We start from the raw sequence: 21,121 nt of genomic DNA on the forward strand, positions 1-21,121 counted from the left end.
AATGACCATTCGCGCAATCGTTCGTGGCGTCGGCCACTATCTCCCCGAACGGGTCGTTCCGAATTCCTATTTCGAAGAAACACTCGACACGACGGACGAGTGGATCAAGACACGCTCAGGTATTGAGCGCCGCCATTTCGCAGCAGAAGACGAATTTACATCTGATTTGGGCACGAAAGCCGCGCAAATGGCGCTTGAGATGGCGGGCCTTGAAGCGGATGACATTGATGCTGTGATCGTCGCAACGTCGACGCCTGACCTTACCTTCCCGTCTGCGGCGACGATGATTCAGCAAAAGCTCGGCATGACGCAGGGATTCGCCTTTGACATCCAAGCCGTTTGCGCCGGATTTGTGTACGCATTGTCCAATGCCAACGGAATGATTGTTTCTGGTCAGGCCAAACGCGTGCTTGTTATTGGCGCTGAAACTTTCTCGCGGATCTTGGATTTCACCGACCGTGGAACCTGCGTTTTGTTCGGCGACGGAGCGGGTGCGCTTATCCTAGAAGCCCAAGAAACCGAAGGCTCGACAAGTGATCGTGGTATTCTGGGAACCGATCTGAATTCTGACGGCCGATACCGCGATATGCTGTACGTTGATGGCGGAATGATCAGCAACCAGACCGGCTTTGTGAAAATGCAAGGCAACGCCCTTTTCCGCCAAGCCGTTGAAAAGCTTGCGTCAACTGCGGATACTGCCCTTGTTAAGGCTGGCTTGGAACACGACGACGTTGATTGGATCGTGCCGCATCAAGCCAACATTCGCATCATCCAAGGCACAGCTAAAAAGCTCGGCGTGAGCATGGATAAGGTTGTCGTGACGGTTCAGGATCATGGCAATACCTCTGCGGCCTCTATCCCCCTTGCCCTGTCTGTCGGGGTTGAGCGTGGCCAGATTAAACAAGGTGACCTTGTCGTCACTGAAGCGATTGGCGGCGGCTTAGCCTGGGGTGCAGTCGTTTTGCGCTGGTAGCGATAACACGCCTTCAATGTCACCCGACAAGCCCTTGTTATTGACTCTGTTTTTACGCTTGGCCTAAGCTCACGGGAACTTAGGGGGATATAATGACAAACAAGACATTAACTCGGATGGATTTAGCAGACGCCGTTCACGAAGAAGTAGGCCTGTCGCGCAACGAAAGCGCGGACCTCGTTGAAAGCGTTCTCACACAAATGTCTGATGCCCTTGCTGGCGGCGACAGCGTTAAGATTTCCTCATTCGGAACATTCTCTATCCGCGACAAAGCTGCCCGCATTGGTCGCAACCCTAAGACTGGCGAAGAAGTCCCAATCACGCCCCGCCGCGTATTAAGCTTTCGCCCAAGCCACCTGATGAAAGACCGCGTCGCAGCGGGCAACAAGTAGGAGCCCTCGGGATGTCCAAATCCCGCGACGCCTTCCGCACCATTTCAGAAGTATCCGATGCGCTGGACACTCCCGCGCATGTGCTTCGGTTTTGGGAAAGCAAGTTCAACCAAGTTAAGCCTGTCAAACGCGCTGGTGGCCGCCGCTACTATCGCCCGACGGATGTTGACCTGCTCGCAGGGATTAAAAAGCTGCTGCACGATGATGGCATGACCATCAAAGGCGCGCAAAAGCTGCTTCGCGAACAAGGTGTTAAGCACGTCGCAGCCCTTGGCGCTGCGGTTCTGGACAATGAAGCCGAAATGGCGGATGCCACAGTTGAGGCGATTGAACCGGTTGAGGTCAAAACCGTTGAAGGACCCAAAGCGGCCCCAGGGCCCGCTGTGGAACAGGCCCCAGTCGACGTGAAACCCGTAGAAGCGGCCGCCGTTCCCGAGGCCGAGGTCGAAATCGCCAATGTCGTGCCACTTACCAAGGCACCGGGCCCTGCCCTGACGCTCAACCTTGCGCCAAAAGCAGACCCTGTTGAACCCGTGGCCGAACCTGCCGAAGCAGTGTCGGAAACCGTGACACCTGCAGCCACATCCAAGATGCCAGACGTGCCAGCAGACCCGTCCGATTCTGACAGCAAAGCCCCAGCACGTTTATTCCATCTGTTGCACAAGGCCCCGCACGACAAGATCGCAGCGCAAGCACAGGCTATTGCGCCTCTGCTTGACCGGATGCAGGTTCTGCGCGACCGCATCACTCTGCGTTAACGGCACGCGGATCCGTGCGTTTTTCGCCTTGCCCTGCGACGCATTTGCGATATGACATCCCACAAGTCGGGCTATGGCGCAGCCTGGTAGCGCGTCCGTCTGGGGGACGGAAGGTCGCAGGTTCGAGTCCTGCTAGCCCGACCATAAAAAACCGCCCACCGCGCTCTGCGCAGGTGGGCGTTTTTACATCTAAGATCAAAGGTTTGTGATGAACAACGGTGTACTTTCAGACGATCAAATCAGCGCTCTCATTTCTGGTGGAGCAATCACGGCTACGACACCGTTTGAGAACGGCCAAGTGCAGCCCGCGTCCCTTGATCTGCGCCTAGGGTCCCGCGCCTACCGTGTACGCGCCTCGTTTTTGACGGGTCACGGGCAAACGGTAACGGATCGCCTTGAACAGTTCACCATGCATGAAATCGACCTGACTGACGGTGCGGTGCTGGAAAAGAACTGCGTATATGTTGTTCCGCTTATGGAAGCTCTCGCCCTGCCAGCAGGCATGACTGCCGCGGCGAGTGCGAAATCCTCAACAGGGCGTCTAGACTTGCTTACGCGCATCATCACCGACAACGGCGTTGAATTTGACCGGGTCCCCGAAGGCTATTCCGGTCCGCTTTACGTTGAAATCTGCCCGCGGTCTTTCTCGGTGCTTGTGCAACCGGGTTTGATGCTGAACCAAATCATATTCCGCAACGGCAAGACCTTTATCAATGATGAAGACCTCAAGGCGCTGCACGCCAAGACCCCCATCGTAGACGGAACGGCCGTCATTTCCGATGGTTTGGGCTTTTCGGTTGATCTGAAACCAACCAGCGGTGACCTCGTCGGGTATCGCGCCAAGCCGCATACAGGCGTCATCGACCTGTCCCAAATCGCCGCCTATGATCCGGCCGAATACTGGGAAGAAGTGCGCACCAAAGACGGACACATCATCCTCGATCCTGGTGCGTTTTATATCCTCGTCAGCCGCGAAGCGATTGCGATTCCGCCTGATTGTGCCGCTGAAATGGCCCCCTACATCGCGATGGTCGGTGAATTCCGCGTCCATTACGCGGGTTTCTTCGATCCGGGCTTTGGTTGGGACAGTGCGGGTGGCGCAGGCTCACGCGGGGTGCTTGAGGTTCGCTGCCACGAAGCGCCGTTTGTTCTGGAACATGGCCAAGTGGTGGGCCGATTGGTCTATGAACACATGTCACAGACCCCTGCGGCCCTTTATGGTCAGGACATTAAGTCCAACTACCAAGGGCAAGGCTTAAAGCTGTCTAAGCACTTCAAATCATAAGAAATCCAAGTATCAAAACTTGGTAAATCGACGTGCCATACGGGTTGCTTGGCGCAATTGGCGCCCGCTATTTTGACCTTGTTTATTCATTTGACGCTCTTCTGGGCTTTGCTCACGGTTCTTGTTTCCAAGGTTGCTCGCGGCTTTGATACCAGAGTTAACGCCCTTATTTACAAGGCGTCGCAAGATCATATTCAAGATGCGTTCCATAGGATCGTCCTTTGCTCGATTGCCCTACTATATAGTACTTTGGGCCTGTTTCCCAAGGTATCCCGCGAAAATCCGGCAAATTGAGGGCAAGTGATCAGCTTTCGTCAAACATCTCGGACTGGTTGGTGTCATCCTCATCGTCGTCGTCATCGCTGCCCTCGCCCAAAAGCGGTGCTGGACGGCTTTCCAATAGACCGGCTGAGCGCAGCTCTTTAAGGCCAGGCAGATCACGTGCGTTCTCAAGCCCGAAGTGATCAAGGAAGTCTTGCGTCACCACAAACGTCACAGGACGGCCCGGCGTCATACGGCGGCGGCCAAAGCGGATCCATTCCAGTTCGATCAACTGGTCGATCGTGCCACGGCTAACGGACACACCACGAATTTCTTCGATTTCGGCGCGGGTGACTGGCTGGTGATAGGCCACAATCGCCAATGTTTCCACGGCAGCGCGGCTCAGCTTGCGTGTCTCAACCGTTTCTTTTTGCATCAAGAATCCAAGGTCTGGTGCCGTGCGCAGCGCCCATGCATCCCCGACCTTCACCAGCGACACACCGCGCCCTTCATAGCGCTTGCGAAGGTACACCAGCGCCTCGGCTGGGTCACACCCATGGGGCATACGACCCGCGAGTTCAGCAACCGTGCACGGGTCTGCGGTCGCAAACAAAATCGCCTCAACCATGCGTTCCTGCTCGCCCATTGGCGGGGCCTCAAACAGAGTTTCTTCGGTGTTTGGGTTCGCTTCTGGCGCGTCTGTTGTCTGCTCGTTCATCGTTCTTTGTTCCTGATCTGAATAGGCGCAAACACATCGCCCTGACGTATTTCAATTTTGCCTTCTTTGGCCAATTCCAGTGACGCCGCAAAGGTCGATGCAGTGGCGGATCGCCGCTTAACGGGGTCCAATTCCCAGCCTTCGGGCAAATAGGACAAGATATCCGTCCACTCACCTGCAAAGCCAATCAACCCACGCATGCGGCCCAGTGCCTCTTCCATGGTGAAGACCTTTTCGCGGTCCATCACGAAGGGGCGGAATTCATCCTTGGTGCGAATACGGGCATAGCCCTGCATCAAATCCAGTAGTGTCGCCGTGTAGGTCACACGCCGTGTACGGGTGACGTCCTCGGTGATGCCACGGGCAAAGAAATCGCGGCCCAATTGGTCACGCGCCATCAATTTAGCCGCCGCATCGCGCATCGCAGACAAGCGCTCAAGCTGGAACGCAAGGTGCGCGGCGAGTTCTTCACCCGATGGCCCTTCTTCAGATGGATCAGGCGGCAACAGCAAGCGGGACTTTAGAAATGCCAACCAAGCCGCCATCACCAGATAGTCCGCCGCCAGTTCAAGACGCAAATCGCGGGCTTTGTGAATAAACGCGAGGTATTGTTCCGCCAGCGCCAGTACAGAAATCTGACGCAAATCAACCTTTTGCGTGCGCGACAGGGTCAACAAAAGATCGAGTGGCCCTTCGAACCCGTCCACGTCAACAATCAACGCTTCCGCAGCGAGGCGTTCGTTAACGTCGGTTGAAAAGATGGTCGCGTCGGACATGAAACCCCTAAAATCAGGCACGCATAACGCACCCCTACATCCACATTAGATGTCTAATTCAGTAGGTCGTCAAATTCCTCTGACAAGGCGGTAATGTCAACGGGCACAGGCGTTTTGCGCATCGCAAGGGCCGCTTCTGCACGGGCTTGTGCGGCGTCGGTCATCTGCCCTGCGGCCTCGGCCACTTGCACAATCTCGGCCGCGTCACCGCAGCAATGCAAGATCACGTCACAACCAGCGGCAATAGATGCACGGCTGCGTTGCGCAACGTCACCCGACAGGGCTTCCATTCCGATGTCATCGGTCATCAGCAACCCCTTAAAACCAATGTCATTTCGAATGACATCCATCATCATGCGGCTTGTCGTGGCTGGTGCCTTGTCGTCAATATCCTCAAACACGATATGAGCCGTCATGCCCAATGGCATGTCGCCCAAGGCCTTGAACGGCGCGAAATCCTCGCGTTCCAAATCAGCGCGGGCCGCGGTGACGGTCGGCAAGTCTTTGTGGCTATCAACGGTCGCGCGACCATGTCCGGGAATGTGTTTTACAACGGGCAACACGCCACCCTGCAAATGCGCATCCGCAACGGCGCGGGATGCATCCATCACCGTTTCAACATCGCCGCCATAACAGCGATTGCGCAAAAACGGGTGCGTCAGGCGTGCGGTGATATCAGCACAAGGCGCGCAGTTGCTATCAATACCGACTTCACGCAGTTCTTGGGAAATCAATCGGTAACGTATCCACATGGCCCGCATCGGATCGGAGGCGATTTCCATCTGTTCAAGCGGTGGCAACCATTGGCGCCAATGCGGGGAGCGCAAACGCTGCACACGCCCGCCCTCTTGGTCCACCGTAATAACCGCGTCATGACCCGCAGCTTCACGCAGGTCATTCGTCAACCGCTTTAGCTGATCTGGGTTTTCGACATTGCGTGCGAACAGGATAAACCCGAACGGCGCATACTCGCGAAAATAGGCGCGTTCCCAATCTGTAATCTCAGGGCCTTCCGGCCCAAAGATCGCAGCACCGTATTTCATTTAACGCACCACTACCGGAATACAGGCCGCACCTTCGGCAGACATGGCGGCACAGAAACGACGTGCGTCGCTCAAATCGCTAAAGCCAGTCGCGCGAAGTCTAAAGAACGTCCGCCCACCAGAGTTCGCCTGCTGGATAACCTGTTCTTTTCCTGCAAAGAAATCAGGGAAACGTGCTGTCATGCGCACCCATTCGGTTGCTGCAATATCAGCGCTGTCAAACGCACCAAGCTGCACCAACTTCGTGCCAACTGGAATGGCCGCTGTCGTCACTTCACCCGTCACAGGCGTGGCGACATTTGTCGTCGTTGCCGCAGCAGGAACCACGGCTGCAACCGCAGGACGGTTCGCGGGGCGATGCGCGGGGCGTGGTGAGCGGCGCACGCCTGGCACCGCATCAGGGATCAAATCTGGGTTCACAGTCACACCGTTTACGGCGACTTCGATAGGCGCAGTTTCGCCCTCCGCAAGGTCCGTCATCGGGGCTGCACCCGCTGCAATCTGGTCCGCCAGCGCAAGCACATCTGCCGCCGTCAGCGGGGTTGATGGGTCAACTGGCGTTGCAAGGGCAGCCACCTGTTCAGTCGCGGCCACTGTTTCTTCTTCAAGTGTTTCATCAATTGGCAAAGACGCCTCGATCGCCTGACCCAAACGGTCCTGCGGCGCTTCTTCAGTAGCGACAACTTCAACCGCTTCGGCCGTTGGCGTCACTTCCATATCTTCTGCCTGTAAGGACACATTGCTTGGCGCGAGGACCAGACGGTCTTCTGGCTCAGCCGCGCCGCCAATGGCGGGAACGGAATTGACGGACAGTCCAACATGATTGGCGATCTCACCACCGGGGTTTTCAGGGGCGACACGCATTTCACCGCTCAGTGCGCGAACAACCGGTACACCCGTGACGTCGCGCATCAAAAGCTTGTAACCCCAGATGCCAACGCCACCGATCAGCGCTACCGAAATGGCCGCCGCCGCTACGTTTACGTATTTACCTGCGGGAATCCCTGCATTGCCCCCATTAGGGCCTGCCGCAAAATCTGCCATGTGTCTGCCTCACTGGACGGAGTTAGCCCCGCCACTGTTTTAACGCCTCTTGGCCCCAGACACGTGCGCTTTAGCGCATCTCTTCCGCTGGAGTTACGCCCAAGATACCCAAACCGTGAGAAATTACAACGCTTACGGACTTGATTAGGGCGATTTTCGCCTGTGTCGCTGGGACGTTGTCCGGCTGAAGGAAGCGCAAAGACGTATCGTCATTGCCCCGATTCCACAGACCGTGCAGTTCGGACGCGAGATCATAGAGGTAGAATGCAATGCGGTGCGGCTCATGGCCTTTCGCTGCGATCTCAACCAAACGAGGCCATTCCGCCAGCTTGGCCGCCATCGCGAGTTCAGCCTCATGGGACGCAAGCGACAGGTCAGCATTCGCCAAGTCAGAGACATCAATCCCCGCCTCACCCGCTTTACGGATAACCGAGTGGATCCGTGCAGACGCGTATTGGACGTAGAACACAGGGTTGTCCTTGGACTGTTCTGTGACCTTGTCGAAATCAAAGTCCAAAGGCGCGTCGTTCTTACGGGTCAGCATATGGAACCGCGTCACGTCAGAGCCGACCTGCTCAACCAGATCGCGCAACATGATGAATGTGCCCGCCCGTTTGGACATCTTGAATGGCTCACCATTCTTGAACAGCTTCACGAGTTGCGTGAGCTTGATATCTAGCGGAACAGAATTGCCGGACAGAGCCGCAACAGCCGCCTTCATCCGTTTCACGTAGCCGCCATGGTCTGCGCCAAATACATCAATTAGCTCATCGAAGCCTCTGGAAACTTTATCAAAATGATAGGCGATGTCTGGTGCGAAATAGGTCCATGCGCCGTCAGACTTCTGGATCGGGCGATCAACGTCATCGCCAAACTCAGTAGACTTGAACAACGTCTGTTCCCGCGCCTCCCAGTCTTCTGGCAGCTTGCCTTTTGGTGGCTCAAGCGTGCCGCGATAGATCAGGCCCTTGCCCTTCAAATCATCAATTGCCGCTTCAATCCGGCCGGTACCATAAAGCGATTTTTCGGAATAGAAGACGTCCATCTTCACGCCAATCGACGCCAGATCATCGCGGATCATGTCCATCATGGCCTCGGTGCCGAATTCCCGCACGTCCGCCAGCCAGACATCTTCGCCCTTGCCGACGTAGGCATCGCCCACCTTCGCCTTAAGCGCCTCGCCCGCTGCAATCAGGTAATCGCCCGGATAGGTTCCATCCTCAAACGTGACCTCTTGGCCGTGGGCCTCAAGATAGCGCAAGTAGACCGAACGCGCCAAAACATCGACCTGCGCACCGCCGTCGTTGATGTAGTATTCCCGCGTCACGTCATAGCCCGCGTAATCCAACAGGGACGCCAAAGCGTCGCCAAAAACTGCGCCACGGGTGTGGCCAACATGCAGCGGTCCAGTCGGGTTCGCGCTGACGTACTCAACGTTAATCTTTTTATTTGCGCCCAATGCGGACTTGCCGAAATCGGCGTCCGTCAGGGCAGACCGCACAACGCCCGCCCAAACATCACCGGCCAAGCGCAGGTTCAAGAACCCCGGCCCTGCGACGTCTGCACTTACGATCCGGTCATCATTTGCCAGCTTTGCCGCCAATGCATCCGCGATATCGCGTGGCTTGGCACCCGCAGGCTTGGCCAAAACCATTGCCGCGTTTGTCGCCATGTCGCCGTGTGTTGCATCTCGTGGAGGTTCAACGGCCACATTGTCAAACGCCAACCCAGCAGGCAAAACGCCCTCTGCGGTCAGGTCAGTCAAACAGTCGATTACAAGCGCGCGTATATCGGCAAACAGGTTCATGGTTCTATCCTTATGCGAACTGTCCGTTTAGCACCTCCGTATCCTACGTCAACGAGCGTTCCAATTGATGCCCGCACACCACCGACACAGCGCATCGCACCACGGTCTGCTTTGCGGACTTTTCTGCCATTCATTACAACCGTTCCAATGGCTGCTTTGCCAAAAAAACAGAAGTTGCCGTCGAGCTGCAAACAGTCTGTCGGTGGCCAGTTTGATTTGTTGCAAGTAGCTTTCATGTCCATCCGCAGCTGGCATTTCTAAATCCGGTGTCCTTATCTGTCCTGCAAGCGCAATCTGGACACAGAACCAATTTAGGACTGCAACGAGAGGCAGCGTAGCGTTCGACGGACAGTCTTTCCGCCGAACGCTTTAAGCGACCATAGCTTACATCATGAAACAGTCATCAAATGACAATGCGAGCTCTGGCATGTCACCCAAGTTAGCAAAGTCCACGCCATCCCAAGACCAATCGTTGTTAGCATTGTCTGTGGTGCTGGTCATACTTTGCTCTAGTACGGCTTGAGACAATTCAAACTGGTCGTTCCACCAATCAGAATTTCCGTTGCTATTGCCGGACCCATTCACGCCCGTACCACTGTTACCGAAGCCGTTTCCTTGGCCGTTGATACCGTCGCCGGTGTTTCCGTTACCGTTATTGTTGCCACTTCCGGTGGATAGATCATCAAGGAAATCTAAGTTCACCCAGTCGCGCCAGTCAAACGTCCCCTCATCATTGCCTGTAAAGATGAGAGTATCCGCAACATCCACCGTTTGCTGAGTAACGTCATCGCCTGTCGTGTCTTGAGGCGGTTCTTCGTCACTGGTTTCTGTTGCTGCAACGGTTTCTTCGCCGTCCTCGGGGTTCACTTCTTCTGGCGTTTCGGTTTCTTCCACAGTTGCGATTTCGTCAGACGCAACAGGCGTTACCTCCAATTCAGGTTCCGGAGGTGTGCTATCTTCCGCCTCGGTCGTCCCAAAGTTCTGGGTCACCATGACTGAAGCCCACTCCTCGCCATCGATGAAGAAATCACCATCTTCGACCCCAATTCCGATCTCTGTAAACAGTGGGTTCAGGATCGCAGCTCGGTGGGAGGGGCTATTCATCAGGCCTTCATGTACCTGCACGATGTCATCCGAAAGGCCTGGTTCGCCGCGTGTGGACTGCCAACCAATGTTTTCACCAACAGCGGACCTCCCTTCTAAAACATAACCTGCGTTCACGGCCCGGTCTTCAGGTTGAGTCCCATCTACACCTGTATGATTGAAGATGTCATTTTCGAGCATCCAGCTGCTATGATTTTCTGCTGCTGAATTTAGATTATCATCAAAAGTCAGCGGGTCGACGCCAACCTTAGCACGTTCGGCATTCACGAGTGCGAGCATCTCTTGTTCCAAAGCACTTGCTTGTGACATGGTAGTCTCCTTTCGGTATTTTTCCGGGCTCAGGCTTGTCCCAAAACCCTTTTTCATTTGATGAGATCTGCTCTGCGCCATTGGCTTAAAAGCAGCCCATCTTTCTTGGTCTGGCCAGGAGCACCCAGCCAGAAACCTATCGCATCTCAATTTATGAAAATTGAGATTTACTATTTGAATTTCAAATAGTTAGCCAAATGGAATCACCGCTGATCATGACGGCTCATCCAATAACTGGGACACTAAGTAGAGCTCGTCACATGAGACAACCCATCGAAAGACTCGCACAAATTTTGAGCGTAAGATTGCCCGACGGCCCGAAACCGACGGCCAGATTGAGCCTTTTGCAGCGCGAGGTGCAACAGGTTTGTAAAATTCGCAATAACCCGCTCAGCGGATTTCAAGTTCGGATGGATGGGCCGACGAAACCGGATGAGGGTCGGACCTTGTCTTGATCAGATGTCGATTTCCAAACTCACTTTGGTGCGGTCCATTGTGACGAAGGTTTTGAACTTCTTGATCGTCTCATTTGAAAAGAAAAGTCGCTGCGTCAGGGCTTCATATTCCGACATATCTTGCACGAGAATGATCAGCACAAAATCGGCTTCACCAGTGACATAATAGCATTGCTGGATTTCGGGGGCGTCGATGAAGCTTTGCTTGACCACATCAATTGCCCCTCCCGTCTCAACGTTCAATTCGACTTGGACGACAATGGTTAAGGCAGGTCCGAAACCTGCGGGGTCTACAGTGGCCGTTTGGGCCGCGATGATACCCGACGCCTCGAGCCGCTTGATCCGGCGTTGCACCGATGGCGCCGATAGATTGACCCGCTCCCCGATCACCCGTTGTGGCACGGTGTTGTCCTTTTGTAGAATGCGAAGAATCGCCAAATCGAACGGATCAAGAGTTTTTGAACTTTTCACTTACAATGCCCGCCTGTTTTGTAAGAATGCTACATATTTTCCGGTAAATTAGAGCACATAACTGCGGTTCAGTGAACTAAACTTTCATAAACCGATAGAAAGAGATCTAATGTTCACGCCATTCAAAACCGCCACCCTCAATCACCACGCAAGCACGCCATTATTCGATGGCTCCGTGACACAAACCCTAAACCGCGCAGATTTCGATAACGCGGAAAAGGAGATTTCGAACTGGGACGGTTATGCCGAAACGCCTTTGCTTGATCTTCCCGGGCTGGCCGGAAGGCTGGACATCGGTGATCTTCGCTACAAACACGAAGGTCCACGTTTTGGACTTGGCAGCTTCAAGGCACTTGGCGGGGCTTACGCCGTTTTGCGAACGGTTCAGCGTGAGTTGTCCAAATCCATAGGCAAGCAGGCGGATCCGGCCGATATACGCCACGGTCTTTATGCCGAGCAGACGAAGGCGATAACCGTAATTTCCGCCACCGATGGCAACCATGGGCGCTCGGTCGCCTGGGGCGCCGCACAGTTTCACACACATTGTCGGATCTACATTCACGCCGAAGTCAGTGAGCACCGCGCCGATGCCATGAGAAAATTAGGTGCCGAAGTGATCAGTGTTGACGGTGACTATGATGCGACGGTCGCCCAAACCCGTGCAGATGCGGAAAAGCACGGATGGTTGATTGTTTCGGACACGTCTTGGCCTGGCTACACGCAGCCCCCGTTGGATGTGATGTCGGGCTATGGGGTAATGGCGCGCGAGATTGTGCAAAGCTACGCCACACCTCCGACCCACGTCTTTCTACAAGGCGGCGTTGGCGGGTTGGCCGCCGCTGTCACGGCCGTTTTCCATCAAAAATGGGGGCTCGACGCGCCCCGCGTCGTGATTGTCGAACCCGAACTCGCGCCTTGTTTGTTCGCAAGCGCAAAGGCTAACAAGGCGACAAATGTGGAGATTTCCAAGGAAACCATCATGGCGGGCCTATCTTGCGGTGAGCCTTCCGAATTAGCTTGGTCAGTCCTTACGGATGCCGCCCACGACTTCGTCACCATCCCCGATAGCATCGTCGGGCCTATGGTTCGACTGTTGGCCAATGGCGTCGGTGGTGATGCATCTGTAGAGGCAGGTGAAAGCGGCGTCGCAGGGCTATCTGCTGTTGTTGCGGCTGCCAATCAACTTACTTTAAGGCGGAATTTACATCTGGACGCCAATTCACGCATCGTTGTCATCGGCTCTGAAGGTATTACGGATCCGAGTATCTATGCTCAAATCATTGCTGGAGAAATTTGACAGCAGTGACATAGGTAGATCTGGGTTGTAACTTTGAGTGATTTTTCCGAAAGCAGACTTTGGCTGCGATGCAGAAAAACGGTAATCTGGGCTCGAAGCCGTCGTTCGCTGCGAAAGCATCCTACCGAACCAACCTTGCGTGGGTCTCCAGCGCAAAGCGGTCCGTCATGCCCGAAATGTAATCTGATACAATCCGCGCCAAGGCGGTTTCGCCGTTCGCGTCGGCAACGTCTTTGCGCCATTCAGACGGCAAATGGCTTGGGTTCGCCATAAACAGCGGGAACAAGTCCTCGACCACTTGGGTTACTTCGGTGCGCATCTTTACGACGCTGGGGGCGCGATACATCTGGGAGAACAAGAATTTACGCACCACCTTGAGGTCCGCCCAAAGTGCAGGTGAAAACTGCACCATCATGCGCCCTGCTCCGCGAATGTCAGCGCAGGTCTTGGGACCAAACGCCTCAAGGTTTGCACGGCTCACGGCAATCACATCCTCGACCAACACGCCAAAGAAGCGCCGCAATGCTTCGTGGCGGCGGCGATCGGAATCTAGGTTTGGGTACTTCGCGTCCACATCCCGAAAGCAGTCCCCGACGATGGGAAGCTGCAGTAAATCATCGGTGCCGAACAATTTCGCACGAAGCCCGTCGTGAATGTCATGGTGGTTGTAGGCAATATCATCTGACAACGCCGCCGCCTGCGCCTCAGCGCTCGCATGGGTGCTGAGTTCCAGATCATGACGTTCGTTGTATTCTTCAAGCGCATAAGGCACCGGCGCATCAACGGGTCCGTTGTGCTTTGCGATCCCTTCCAAAGTCTCCCACGTCAGGTTCAGCCCGTCCCAATCCGCGTAATGACGCTCAAGCGAGGTTACGATCCGGATCGCCTGGGCGTTATGATCGAACCCGCCATAGGGCTTCATCAATTCAGACAAGGCATCCTCACCCGTGTGTCCAAACGGCGTGTGTCCAAGGTCATGGGCCAAAGCGACTGCCTCTGTCAGCTCGGCGTTCAGGCCTAAAACACCCGAAATCGTACGCGCAACTTGGGCGACCTCAATAGAATGGGTCAAACGGGTGCGAAAGTAGTCGCCTTCATGTTCAACGAACACTTGGGTTTTATGCTTGAGGCGTCGAAACGCGCTTGCATGAATGATCCGGTCACGATCCCGCTGAAACGGAGAGCGAAATTCGCTTTCTTCTTCAGGATACAACCGCCCACGGGTTTCCGTAGGACTGCACGCATACGCTGCTGTCATTTCTGCCCCAATCAATTCACGGCGACACTGCCTTGTCGCCTTTACCTACCCTCCCTATATTAAAACCAACGCCCAACCTAAAGGCCGCAATCATGTTGACCCTACCCCCTAAAGTGACCCCCCGCGCATTTGAGCGTTTGGCCGAAATTGGCGCGAACGCCAGCGGCAAAGCCCTGCGTATTGCTGTTGACGGTGGCGGCTGTTCCGGTTTTCAATACGAAATCGATCTGGACGAGGCCAAAGACGACGACTTGGTTCTGGAAGGGTCCGGTGAAAAGGTGATCATCGATTCCGTTTCGCTTCCCTTCCTGACGGACGCGACGATCGACTTCACCGAAGAACTGATCGGCGCGCGTTTTGTCATCGATAATCCGAACGCTAGCAGCTCATGCGGTTGTGGCGTTAGTTTTTCGATGTAATCGGCCACCCTGACTCTCCAAAACACCAGACCAACACAGCAACGCCGCGCCTGTTCTATTGGGCGTGGCGCTACTGGCATGCCAACGCCGTAACCCATTAATCTAATGAATAACTTTCGTTCCACTTCCGTCGAAATTCTTCTGTGCGTTTCGGCCCAGGGATGTGCGCAATATCGCACATACTAAACGGTTCAGTTTAGTAATCACCCCCCCTATATCAACTTCATCGGCAGCAAGAACGCAGCCGCAACAAATTGGAGTTTATTATGAAACGCACTGTTACATCCCTAGCACTGATCGCCGCCCTTTCCGCAGCTGGTGCAGCATCCGCAATTGAATACAACGCATTCGGCCTGACTGAGACGCAGGACGCCTCTTCCCACGTTGAAGTTGGCCTCGTGCGCTCAGCAACTGCTGGCGAAGTACAAATCTTCGCATATGAAGCAGGTGAAGTTGGCGCGTTGCTCGGCGAAACCGCCGTTCACGCGGGTGCAAACCCTGACGTATTTATAAACGTTGGCGCGACACCTTCTACTGACGTAATTGCTGTTCTTTACGATGCGAACGGCAACGCGACAGCTGAAACAGTTTTGGATCTTGTCCAGTAACATCGAAAGACAACTGATCGATTGAGGGCTGGCGCAACTGCGCTGGCCCTTTTTGCATCCAATGCTTGTGCCTCCCCCAGCCCTGCGTCAAAACGGTGGGCAAGGAGCATTGCACATGAAAATCGCGACATTCAACATCAACGGCGTCAAGGCCCGCATCGGCGCTTTGACAGACTGGCTAGAAGCCTCAAAACCCGATGTCGCGCTGCTGCAAGAAATCAAATCCGTCGACGAAGGCTTCCCACGCGAGCACTTTGAAAACCTAGGCTACACCGTCGAGACACACGGGCAAAAAGGCTTCAACGGCGTCGCGATCCTGTCTAAGCTTCCGCTTGAAGATATCACGCGTGGCTTACCGGGGGCTGAGGGGGCTGGTCGCGAAGGTGTCGATGATATCGAAGCCCGCTATATCGAGGCCACTGTGATTGGCGAAAAACCCGTGCGCGTCTGCGGGCTGTACTTGCCCAATGGCAACCCTGCTCCGGGTCCAAAATACGATTACAAACTGCGTTGGATGGAACGCCTTAAGACCCGCGCCGAGGCGTTGATGGAACTTGAAGAACCCTTCCTAATGGCTGGAGATTACAACATAATTCCCCAGCCAGAAGACGCCAAACGCCCCGAAGCGTGGACCGACGATGCCCTTTTCCGCCCAGACAGCCGCGCCGCATTCCGTCGCCTGTTAAACCTAGGCCTGACAGAAGCGTTTCGCGCCTGCCATCAAGGTGCAGGTCACTATTCATTCTGGGACTACCAAGCGGGTGCGTGGGACCGCAACGATGGCATCCGCATCGACCATTTTTTACTGTCAAATCAATGTGCTGACATGTTGAAAGACTGCTGGATTGAGTCCGAGGTTCGTGGCCGTGAAAAGCCGTCAGATCACGTGCCTGTCTGGATTGAACTCGACGCTTAGTCGAGCTGTCCGGTCACATCGTAATTGTAGAGCCAATCCATCTGGCTCAGAAAAAACTTAGGCGCAATTTTTCCTATAACTTTCAGACCACTATGCGCCACAGTTCGTGCAATTCCGCGCAAGTGATATTTGGTGGCATTTTCATTTGCGGCTTTGATCGCTTCGCGGACGCGCGGAAGGCGCAACCTTTGGTACCGCGCCAAAGCGGCTTGAATATCATCCGTTTCAGCACAGCACCGCGCCAGAACAAAAGCATCCTCAATCCCCAAATTCGCGCCCTGCGCAAGGAAGGGCAGCGTGGGGTGTGCGGCGTCGCCAAGGATACAGATATTCCCCTTCGACCAAACCTCTGCGACGGGATGCCGGAACAGCCCCCAAAGGTTCACCTCTTCGACCTGCGTTAAGATCTCTTTCACCGCTGGGGCCGCATCCCGAAACACATGACGTAGGTTCCCGGGTTCGTCAGGGTGCGCCCAGCCCTCAGGTGCCCATTGTTGCCGCTCCTGAACCGCGACGATGTTCAACAGCTTGCCGCGTTCGGGGTGATACACAGGATAGGTCACCATATGGCGACGTGGCGCCATCCATATCCGCGCGACGGAGTCCGCATCAGGCGCTGGGATAAGCGCACGCCACGCCACCTGCCCCGTAAAAAACGGATCCTGTGCGCCGTTCAATACGGAACGTGTGCCAGAGTGAATACCCTCTGCCCCGATGACCAAATCAGCATCAAGATCAGCCGTATCGACGCGTCTGTTCACATGAAGTTTTGCGCCAGCAGTCTGACAACAGTCCAGCAACAGATCAATCAGCTCGGCACGGTGGAAAAACCGGTAGCTGTAGTCAACGTATTCAGACAGATCAAACTGCGTCACACGTCGCCCCGAGAGGGCATCCATCGGTTCAACGGCCTCTGCGGTGATGCTGGCCTGAATGACAGCTGCATTGATGCCCAAAGCCGCAAGCGCGCGATTGCCGTTCGGCGTAATTTGAATACCCGCGCCGACCTCGGATATCTTTGGGGCCTGCTCATAGATATCCACTTGCGCCCCACTGCGCGCGAAAGCCAATGCCGCGGTCAGCCCGCCAATACCGCCCCCCACAACGCAAACGCGGCGGCCCTTGTTGGAGCCGCCGCTGAAAATCTTTGTACTGTCTAGCAAGGTTTTACCCCGATCAGTCGTTGCGGTGAATTTTCTCACGACGTTCGTGACGCTCTTGCGCTTCAAGGCTCATGGTTGCGATGGGACGTGCATCAAGGCGTTTCAGGCTGATTGGGTCGCCCGTTACGCTGCAGTATCCAAATTCACCCTCATCAATGCGGCGCAGGGCCCCATCGATTTTGGCGACCAGCTTGCGCTCACGGTCACGCGTGCGCAGTTCCAGTGAACGATCAGTTTCTTCAGACGCGCGGTCAGCAACATCAGGGATGTTACGTGTGCCGTCTTTCATCGCTTCGATCGTGTCGCGGCTGTCTTCAAGGATCTCGCCACGCCAGCTCATCAACTTACGGCGGAAATATTCCACCTGCTTGTCATTCATAAATGGTTCGGAATCGGCCGGAACATAATCGTCCGGCAAAAATGTTTCGGACTTCATTTTCGCTCCCTTAGAGGTTGGCGACGCTGATGAATTCTGCTCTTTTGACACTAATAATACCCCCTCTTTCCGCTTCCTTTACTCTCTCGCGGGCATGCTGTCACCCCCTTGTTGATCAACTATTCATGGGTTGAAGCCGCACAGTGGAGTGATACCGTTAACATCTTAGAAATTCATGACGAGCAGGCCACTTATGCGTTTTACTGGAACCGAAACATACGTTGCGACAGACGATCTGACAGTTGCCGTAAATGCCGCCGTCACGCTTGAGCGCCCTTTACTGGTAAAAGGTGAACCTGGCACAGGCAAAACCGAACTCGCGCGACAGGTGAGTGCGGCGCTGGGGCTGCCGATGATTGAATGGCACATCAAGTCCACGACTAAGGCCCAACAGGGCCTGTATGAATATGACGCTGTAAGCCGCCTGCGCGACAGCCAGCTTGGCGATGAAAAGGTCAACGATGTTGTCAACTACATCAAACGCGGCAAGCTTTGGCAGGCGTTTGAGGCTGAGGGCCGTGTCGTGTTGTTGATCGATGAGATCGACAAAGCGGACATCGAATTCCCCAATGACCTTTTGCAAGAACTCGATCGGATGGAGTTTCACGTCTACGAAACGGGCCAAACCGTGAAGGCGAAACAGCGCCCGATCATGATCATCACATCCAACAACGAAAAAGAATTGCCAGACGCGTTCCTGCGCCGTTGTTTCTTTCACTACATCCGGTTTCCCGACATCGAAACGATGCGCAAAATCGTTGAAGTCCACCACCCTGGGATCAAGGATGCCCTGCTGACCGCCGCGCTAACGCAATTCTACGAAGTCCGTGATCAGCAAGGGTTGAAGAAAAAGCCAAGCACATCTGAGGTGTTGGATTGGCTCAAGCTACTCTTGGCAGAAGACCTAACAGCGGAAGATCTGCAACGCGACGGTGCGTCCGCCCTGCCCAAGCTTCACGGCGCCTTGCTGAAAAACGAACAAGATGTGCATTTGTTTGAACGCTTGGCATTCATGGCACGCGGCGGGCGATAAACGCCTATTCCCAGCCCAGCGGGTCGAGGTTCAACAAGATCGAAATCTGTTCGTAGACCTCAGGGTATTCTTCGTGGAACTGTTCCGGTTTTTCAAAGAAGACCTCGATCGATACGGCCAAGAACTCGACGTAGTTGGTGGCCGCATATGCATCCAAGACCGTCTTTCGATTTCCGTTCACATTCGCAACATGGGCCTCATACCCACGCAGGATCGCTGCCTCCCAGTCTTGGTGGCGTTGCCCTTTCGCCAAAATCGGCACGGCATTCGTTTCCCCCGACAGCGCGTCCAGTTGATGGGCGAATTCGTGCAGAATAAGGTTATGTCCGTCCTCGTCGTTCACGCCTCCCTTTTCCGCATGGGGCCATGACAACACGACCGGCCCATGTCGCCAACTTTCGCCAAGGCGCACTTCTTTTCTTTCCGTAACAAGGTAGCCGTCTTGCCTTTGCTGCTTCGATTGAAAAGCACCTGGATATAGCAAAACGGTATGAAGGGTTTTGTACCACGCATCCGAATTTACGATCAGCAAACAGGCCTGCGCGGACAGCGACAATTCGACCTCGCGATTGACGACCACGCCGTTCTTTCCGTAAATCCGCACTTGGCTTAGAAACAGGTTCATCTTGCCCTGCAACCGCTCTTGCAACTCAGGTGGCAGCTTCTTAACCATCGGAACCCAGTCAACGACTGCTGCCCAATCCTGCTCGGACAATCTTGATGCCAACAGTTTCTGGCGCCGCTGACGTTTGGACCACATCCAAAAACACACCCCAAGAACCAGCGCCAACAGCAAATACCACGTCCACATTTCGCACTTCCCTACATCTAGTAGCGGCCAACACCATGGGCACTAACCTATTGAGTCTTTTGAATCACACCGAGCTGGCTTTTGCACGTGTCGCGAAGATTTTTACGCTAAATTCCCTCTTTTTCGCCTTTAAATAAGAAGTCCGGCGTGACGTCGCGGAATTGCCCAATTTCGCACGCACTCGGGCCTCAGTCCGCAGGCAGGTTCAGGACTGAGTTAAAAGGAGAGCAGAGTTGACCAAGGCAAAAATGCCGGTCTCAAAGCATCGCAAGTCACGGACCGAAGATGTCCGGGTTGCAAAGATGTGGACCGAAGAACTGACCTTTATTAAGGCCAGCGCAGATTGCGTTGATCCTTCTGGTATCGATCCTTATGGCCCGTCTGGCCGTGCGAGAATGTGGGGAACCACATGAACCGTATGTTCCGTCGCCTTTTGGCTTTGTCGGTCATGTTTATGACTGCCTGTACCCCTGTGCCCCAATCCCCGACCCTGCCGACCCGAACAATGGGCCTGCAAGACAGCTTGCCGCCGATGCGCTCCTTCGCGGGTAGCCGTGTGAACACGCCAACACGTTCGAACCGCGAAATCGGCAAGGACTTCATGGACCTTGCGTTCCGTATGGAAAGTGGCCGCGCCGTTGCCCGCCTTACACGTTTTGAAGCCCCTATTTCTGTGCGCGTCACTGGTGATGTTCCCCCAAGCTTAACGCCAGATCTACGCGCATTGCTTGGCCGTCTTCGCAATGAAGCTGACATCGATATCTTCATGACCGGCGCGGCCAACGCATCTATCACCGTCGAAGCCATCCCACGTTCCGTTTTGAACGCTGCCGTGCCACGTGCCGCCTGTTTCGTGGTGCCGCGTGTGTCGTCATGGGAAGAGTTCAAAACCGTTCGCCGCACACCAACGGTCGATTGGACCACACTTGAACGCCGCGACCGCGCTGCTGTTTTCGTGCCGTCCGATGTTGCACCACAAGAAATCCGCGACTGTTTGCACGAAGAACTGGCGCAGGCCCTCGGCCCGCTCAATGACCTGTACCGCTTGTCGGATTCTGTTTTCAACGACGACAACATACATGCAGTGCTGACATCGTTCGACATGCTCATCTTGCGCGCCTACTACGACCCTGCCCTGCGCAACGGCATGTCTCGCGGCGAAGTCGCTGCCCGTCTTGATCCGATCTTGTCCCGACTTAACCCAGTTGGCGACAGCCAGACTGCACGGCCACGCAACGACACAACGCGCAACTGGATCGAGAACATCGAAACCGCATTGACTGCTGGGTCCTCTGCCAACCGCCGCCGCAGTGCCGCGCTTCAGGCTGTTAGCCTTGCTGGTGCGATGAACTGGAACGGTCCACGCGACGGATTTGCCCATTACGCCTTTGGCCGCCTGAATGTCGGCCATGACAGCGATATCGCGCTTGCCTCGTTCAACGAAGCCCTGCGCATCTACAATCGTTCATCTGAAACCCGCTTGCACGCGGCACATGTATCCGTTCAACTGGCCGCCTTTGCGCTGTCAGCGGGTGATGGCGCTGCTGTTCTGAACCTTGTGGACAGCGCGATGCCAATCGCCGCCGCCCATGAAAACGCAGCCCTTCTGGCGACCTTGATGATGTTCAAAGCCGAAGCGTTGGAAATGACGGGACGAACTTCTGAGGCCAGTGCCGTACGCATGGACTCTTTGGGTTGGGCGCGCTACGGATTTGGGGCGGATGCCAATGTTCGCGCGCGCTTGCGGGAAATCGCATCGCTCAATCCACTCAAAGGGATCTAAC

General features: G+C 55.0%; 23 protein-coding genes and 1 tRNA gene. 12 read left to right on the top strand and 12 right to left on the bottom strand.

What is annotated here, in order from left to right; genetic code table 11:
* Position 1: 1 nt before the first annotated feature.
* From OSB_RS09165 to OSB_RS09185, 5 genes are all read left to right on the top strand, one after another.
* Positions 2-973 (top strand): beta-ketoacyl-ACP synthase III, encoded by a 972-nt coding sequence (locus tag OSB_RS09165; RefSeq protein ID WP_049834709.1) that lies wholly within the window; start codon positions 2-4, stop codon positions 971-973.
* A gap of 92 nt (positions 974-1,065) precedes the next feature.
* The gene (gene ihfA / locus OSB_RS09170; protein WP_049834710.1) at positions 1,066-1,365 is read left to right on the top strand and encodes an integration host factor subunit alpha; all 300 of its coding nucleotides are present in this window, start codon (positions 1,066-1,068) and stop codon (positions 1,363-1,365) included.
* A gap of 11 nt (positions 1,366-1,376) precedes the next feature.
* Positions 1,377-2,123, top strand: coding sequence for a MerR family transcriptional regulator (locus OSB_RS09175; RefSeq protein ID WP_049834711.1), 747 nt, complete (start codon positions 1,377-1,379; stop codon positions 2,121-2,123).
* A 67-nt stretch (positions 2,124-2,190) separates the two neighbouring features.
* Positions 2,191-2,267: transfer RNA gene (locus tag OSB_RS09180), tRNA-Pro, on the top strand.
* Between the two features lie 64 nt (positions 2,268-2,331).
* Positions 2,332-3,408, top strand: coding sequence for a 2'-deoxycytidine 5'-triphosphate deaminase (locus OSB_RS09185; protein WP_049834712.1), 1,077 nt, complete (start codon positions 2,332-2,334; stop codon positions 3,406-3,408).
* A 12-nt stretch (positions 3,409-3,420) separates the two neighbouring features.
* Here OSB_RS09185 and OSB_RS09190 read toward each other — a convergent pair whose 3' ends face one another.
* The 8 genes from OSB_RS09190 to OSB_RS09230 all read right to left on the bottom strand — a co-directional run bounded on the left by OSB_RS09190 (position 3,421) and on the right by OSB_RS09230 (position 11,396).
* On the bottom strand, positions 3,421-3,618 hold the full coding sequence (locus OSB_RS09190; RefSeq protein WP_049834713.1) for a hypothetical protein: 198 nt from the start codon (positions 3,616-3,618) through the stop codon (positions 3,421-3,423).
* 94 nt (positions 3,619-3,712) lie between these two features.
* Positions 3,713-4,387 carry an SMC-Scp complex subunit ScpB gene (gene scpB, locus OSB_RS09195; protein ID WP_049834714.1) on the bottom strand — a complete coding sequence of 225 codons (675 nt, stop codon included), beginning with the start codon at positions 4,385-4,387 and terminating at the stop codon, positions 3,713-3,715.
* Positions 4,384-5,163 (bottom strand): segregation and condensation protein A, encoded by a 780-nt coding sequence (locus tag OSB_RS09200; protein ID WP_049834715.1) that lies wholly within the window; start codon positions 5,161-5,163, stop codon positions 4,384-4,386. The genes scpB and OSB_RS09200 overlap by 4 nt, the downstream gene beginning before the upstream one ends.
* Before the next feature lie 53 nt (positions 5,164-5,216).
* Positions 5,217-6,206: a glycoside hydrolase family 3 N-terminal domain-containing protein gene (locus OSB_RS09205; RefSeq protein ID WP_049834716.1), complete on the bottom strand. Its 990-nt coding sequence runs from the start codon at positions 6,204-6,206 to the stop codon at positions 5,217-5,219.
* A complete protein-coding gene (locus tag OSB_RS09210) occupies positions 6,207-7,250 on the bottom strand; it encodes an SPOR domain-containing protein (RefSeq protein WP_049834717.1) in 1,044 nt (347 codons plus the stop codon).
* 70 nt (positions 7,251-7,320) lie between these two features.
* A complete protein-coding gene (argS, locus tag OSB_RS09215) occupies positions 7,321-9,057 on the bottom strand; it encodes an arginine--tRNA ligase (RefSeq protein WP_049834718.1) in 1,737 nt (578 codons plus the stop codon).
* Between the two features lie 384 nt (positions 9,058-9,441).
* Complete coding sequence (locus OSB_RS09225) at positions 9,442-10,470, bottom strand: CAP domain-containing protein (protein WP_049834720.1); 1,029 nt, start codon at positions 10,468-10,470, stop codon at positions 9,442-9,444.
* 455 nt (positions 10,471-10,925) lie between these two features.
* Positions 10,926-11,396, bottom strand: a complete 471-nt coding sequence (locus tag OSB_RS09230) for an Lrp/AsnC family transcriptional regulator (protein WP_049834721.1) — start codon at positions 11,394-11,396, stop codon at positions 10,926-10,928.
* Between the two features lie 109 nt (positions 11,397-11,505).
* Here OSB_RS09230 and OSB_RS09235 point away from each other — a divergent pair, with 109 nt between their 5' ends.
* The gene (locus OSB_RS09235) at positions 11,506-12,693 is read left to right on the top strand and encodes a diaminopropionate ammonia-lyase (protein ID WP_049834722.1); all 1,188 of its coding nucleotides are present in this window, start codon (positions 11,506-11,508) and stop codon (positions 12,691-12,693) included.
* Positions 12,694-12,814: 121 nt separating this feature from the next.
* Here the strand turns inward: OSB_RS09235 and OSB_RS09240 are convergent, their stop codons facing one another.
* Entirely contained in the window at positions 12,815-13,951 is a 1,137-nt protein-coding gene (locus tag OSB_RS09240) for a deoxyguanosinetriphosphate triphosphohydrolase (RefSeq protein ID WP_049834723.1), read from the bottom strand.
* Positions 13,952-14,046: 95 nt separating this feature from the next.
* Here OSB_RS09240 and OSB_RS09245 point away from each other — a divergent pair, with 95 nt between their 5' ends.
* The 3 genes from OSB_RS09245 (at position 14,047) to xth (ending at position 15,894) form a co-directional block, all read left to right on the top strand.
* Positions 14,047-14,370 carry a HesB/IscA family protein gene (locus tag OSB_RS09245; RefSeq protein WP_049836108.1) on the top strand — a complete coding sequence of 108 codons (324 nt, stop codon included), beginning with the start codon at positions 14,047-14,049 and terminating at the stop codon, positions 14,368-14,370.
* 266 nt (positions 14,371-14,636) lie between these two features.
* Positions 14,637-14,978 carry a hypothetical protein gene (locus OSB_RS09250; protein WP_049834724.1) on the top strand — a complete coding sequence of 114 codons (342 nt, stop codon included), beginning with the start codon at positions 14,637-14,639 and terminating at the stop codon, positions 14,976-14,978.
* A gap of 115 nt (positions 14,979-15,093) precedes the next feature.
* The gene (gene xth / locus OSB_RS09255) at positions 15,094-15,894 is read left to right on the top strand and encodes an exodeoxyribonuclease III (RefSeq protein WP_049834725.1); all 801 of its coding nucleotides are present in this window, start codon (positions 15,094-15,096) and stop codon (positions 15,892-15,894) included.
* Here the strand turns inward: xth and OSB_RS09260 are convergent.
* Together OSB_RS09260 and dksA are read right to left on the bottom strand one after the other, a co-directional pair.
* A complete protein-coding gene (locus OSB_RS09260) occupies positions 15,891-17,057 on the bottom strand; it encodes an FAD-dependent monooxygenase (RefSeq protein WP_234967369.1) in 1,167 nt (388 codons plus the stop codon). The genes xth and OSB_RS09260 overlap by 4 nt on opposite strands.
* A 13-nt stretch (positions 17,058-17,070) precedes the next feature.
* Positions 17,071-17,493, bottom strand: a complete 423-nt coding sequence (gene dksA, locus OSB_RS09265; protein ID WP_049834726.1) for an RNA polymerase-binding protein DksA — start codon at positions 17,491-17,493, stop codon at positions 17,071-17,073.
* A gap of 193 nt (positions 17,494-17,686) precedes the next feature.
* Between dksA and OSB_RS09270 the strand changes: the two genes are divergently transcribed.
* Positions 17,687-18,526: an AAA family ATPase gene (locus OSB_RS09270; protein ID WP_049834727.1), complete on the top strand. Its 840-nt coding sequence runs from the start codon at positions 17,687-17,689 to the stop codon at positions 18,524-18,526.
* 4 nt (positions 18,527-18,530) lie between these two features.
* Here OSB_RS09270 and OSB_RS09275 read toward each other — a convergent pair whose 3' ends face one another.
* Entirely contained in the window at positions 18,531-19,337 is an 807-nt protein-coding gene (locus OSB_RS09275; protein ID WP_049834728.1) for a M90 family metallopeptidase, read from the bottom strand.
* Between the two features lie 233 nt (positions 19,338-19,570).
* On the opposite strand from OSB_RS09275, the gene OSB_RS09280 reads away from it, so the two are divergent.
* Together OSB_RS09280 and OSB_RS09285 are read left to right on the top strand one after the other, a co-directional pair.
* On the top strand, positions 19,571-19,750 hold the full coding sequence (locus OSB_RS09280) for a hypothetical protein (protein ID WP_049834729.1): 180 nt from the start codon (positions 19,571-19,573) through the stop codon (positions 19,748-19,750).
* A complete protein-coding gene (locus OSB_RS09285) occupies positions 19,747-21,120 on the top strand; it encodes a DUF2927 domain-containing protein (protein ID WP_049834730.1) in 1,374 nt (457 codons plus the stop codon). Before OSB_RS09280 ends, OSB_RS09285 begins: the two co-directional genes overlap by 4 nt.
* The last annotated feature ends 1 nt before the right edge of the window (position 21,121 follow it).

The organism is Octadecabacter temperatus, assembly GCF_001187845.1.
GTDB classification, from domain to species: Bacteria; Pseudomonadota; Alphaproteobacteria; order Rhodobacterales; family Rhodobacteraceae; genus Octadecabacter; species Octadecabacter temperatus.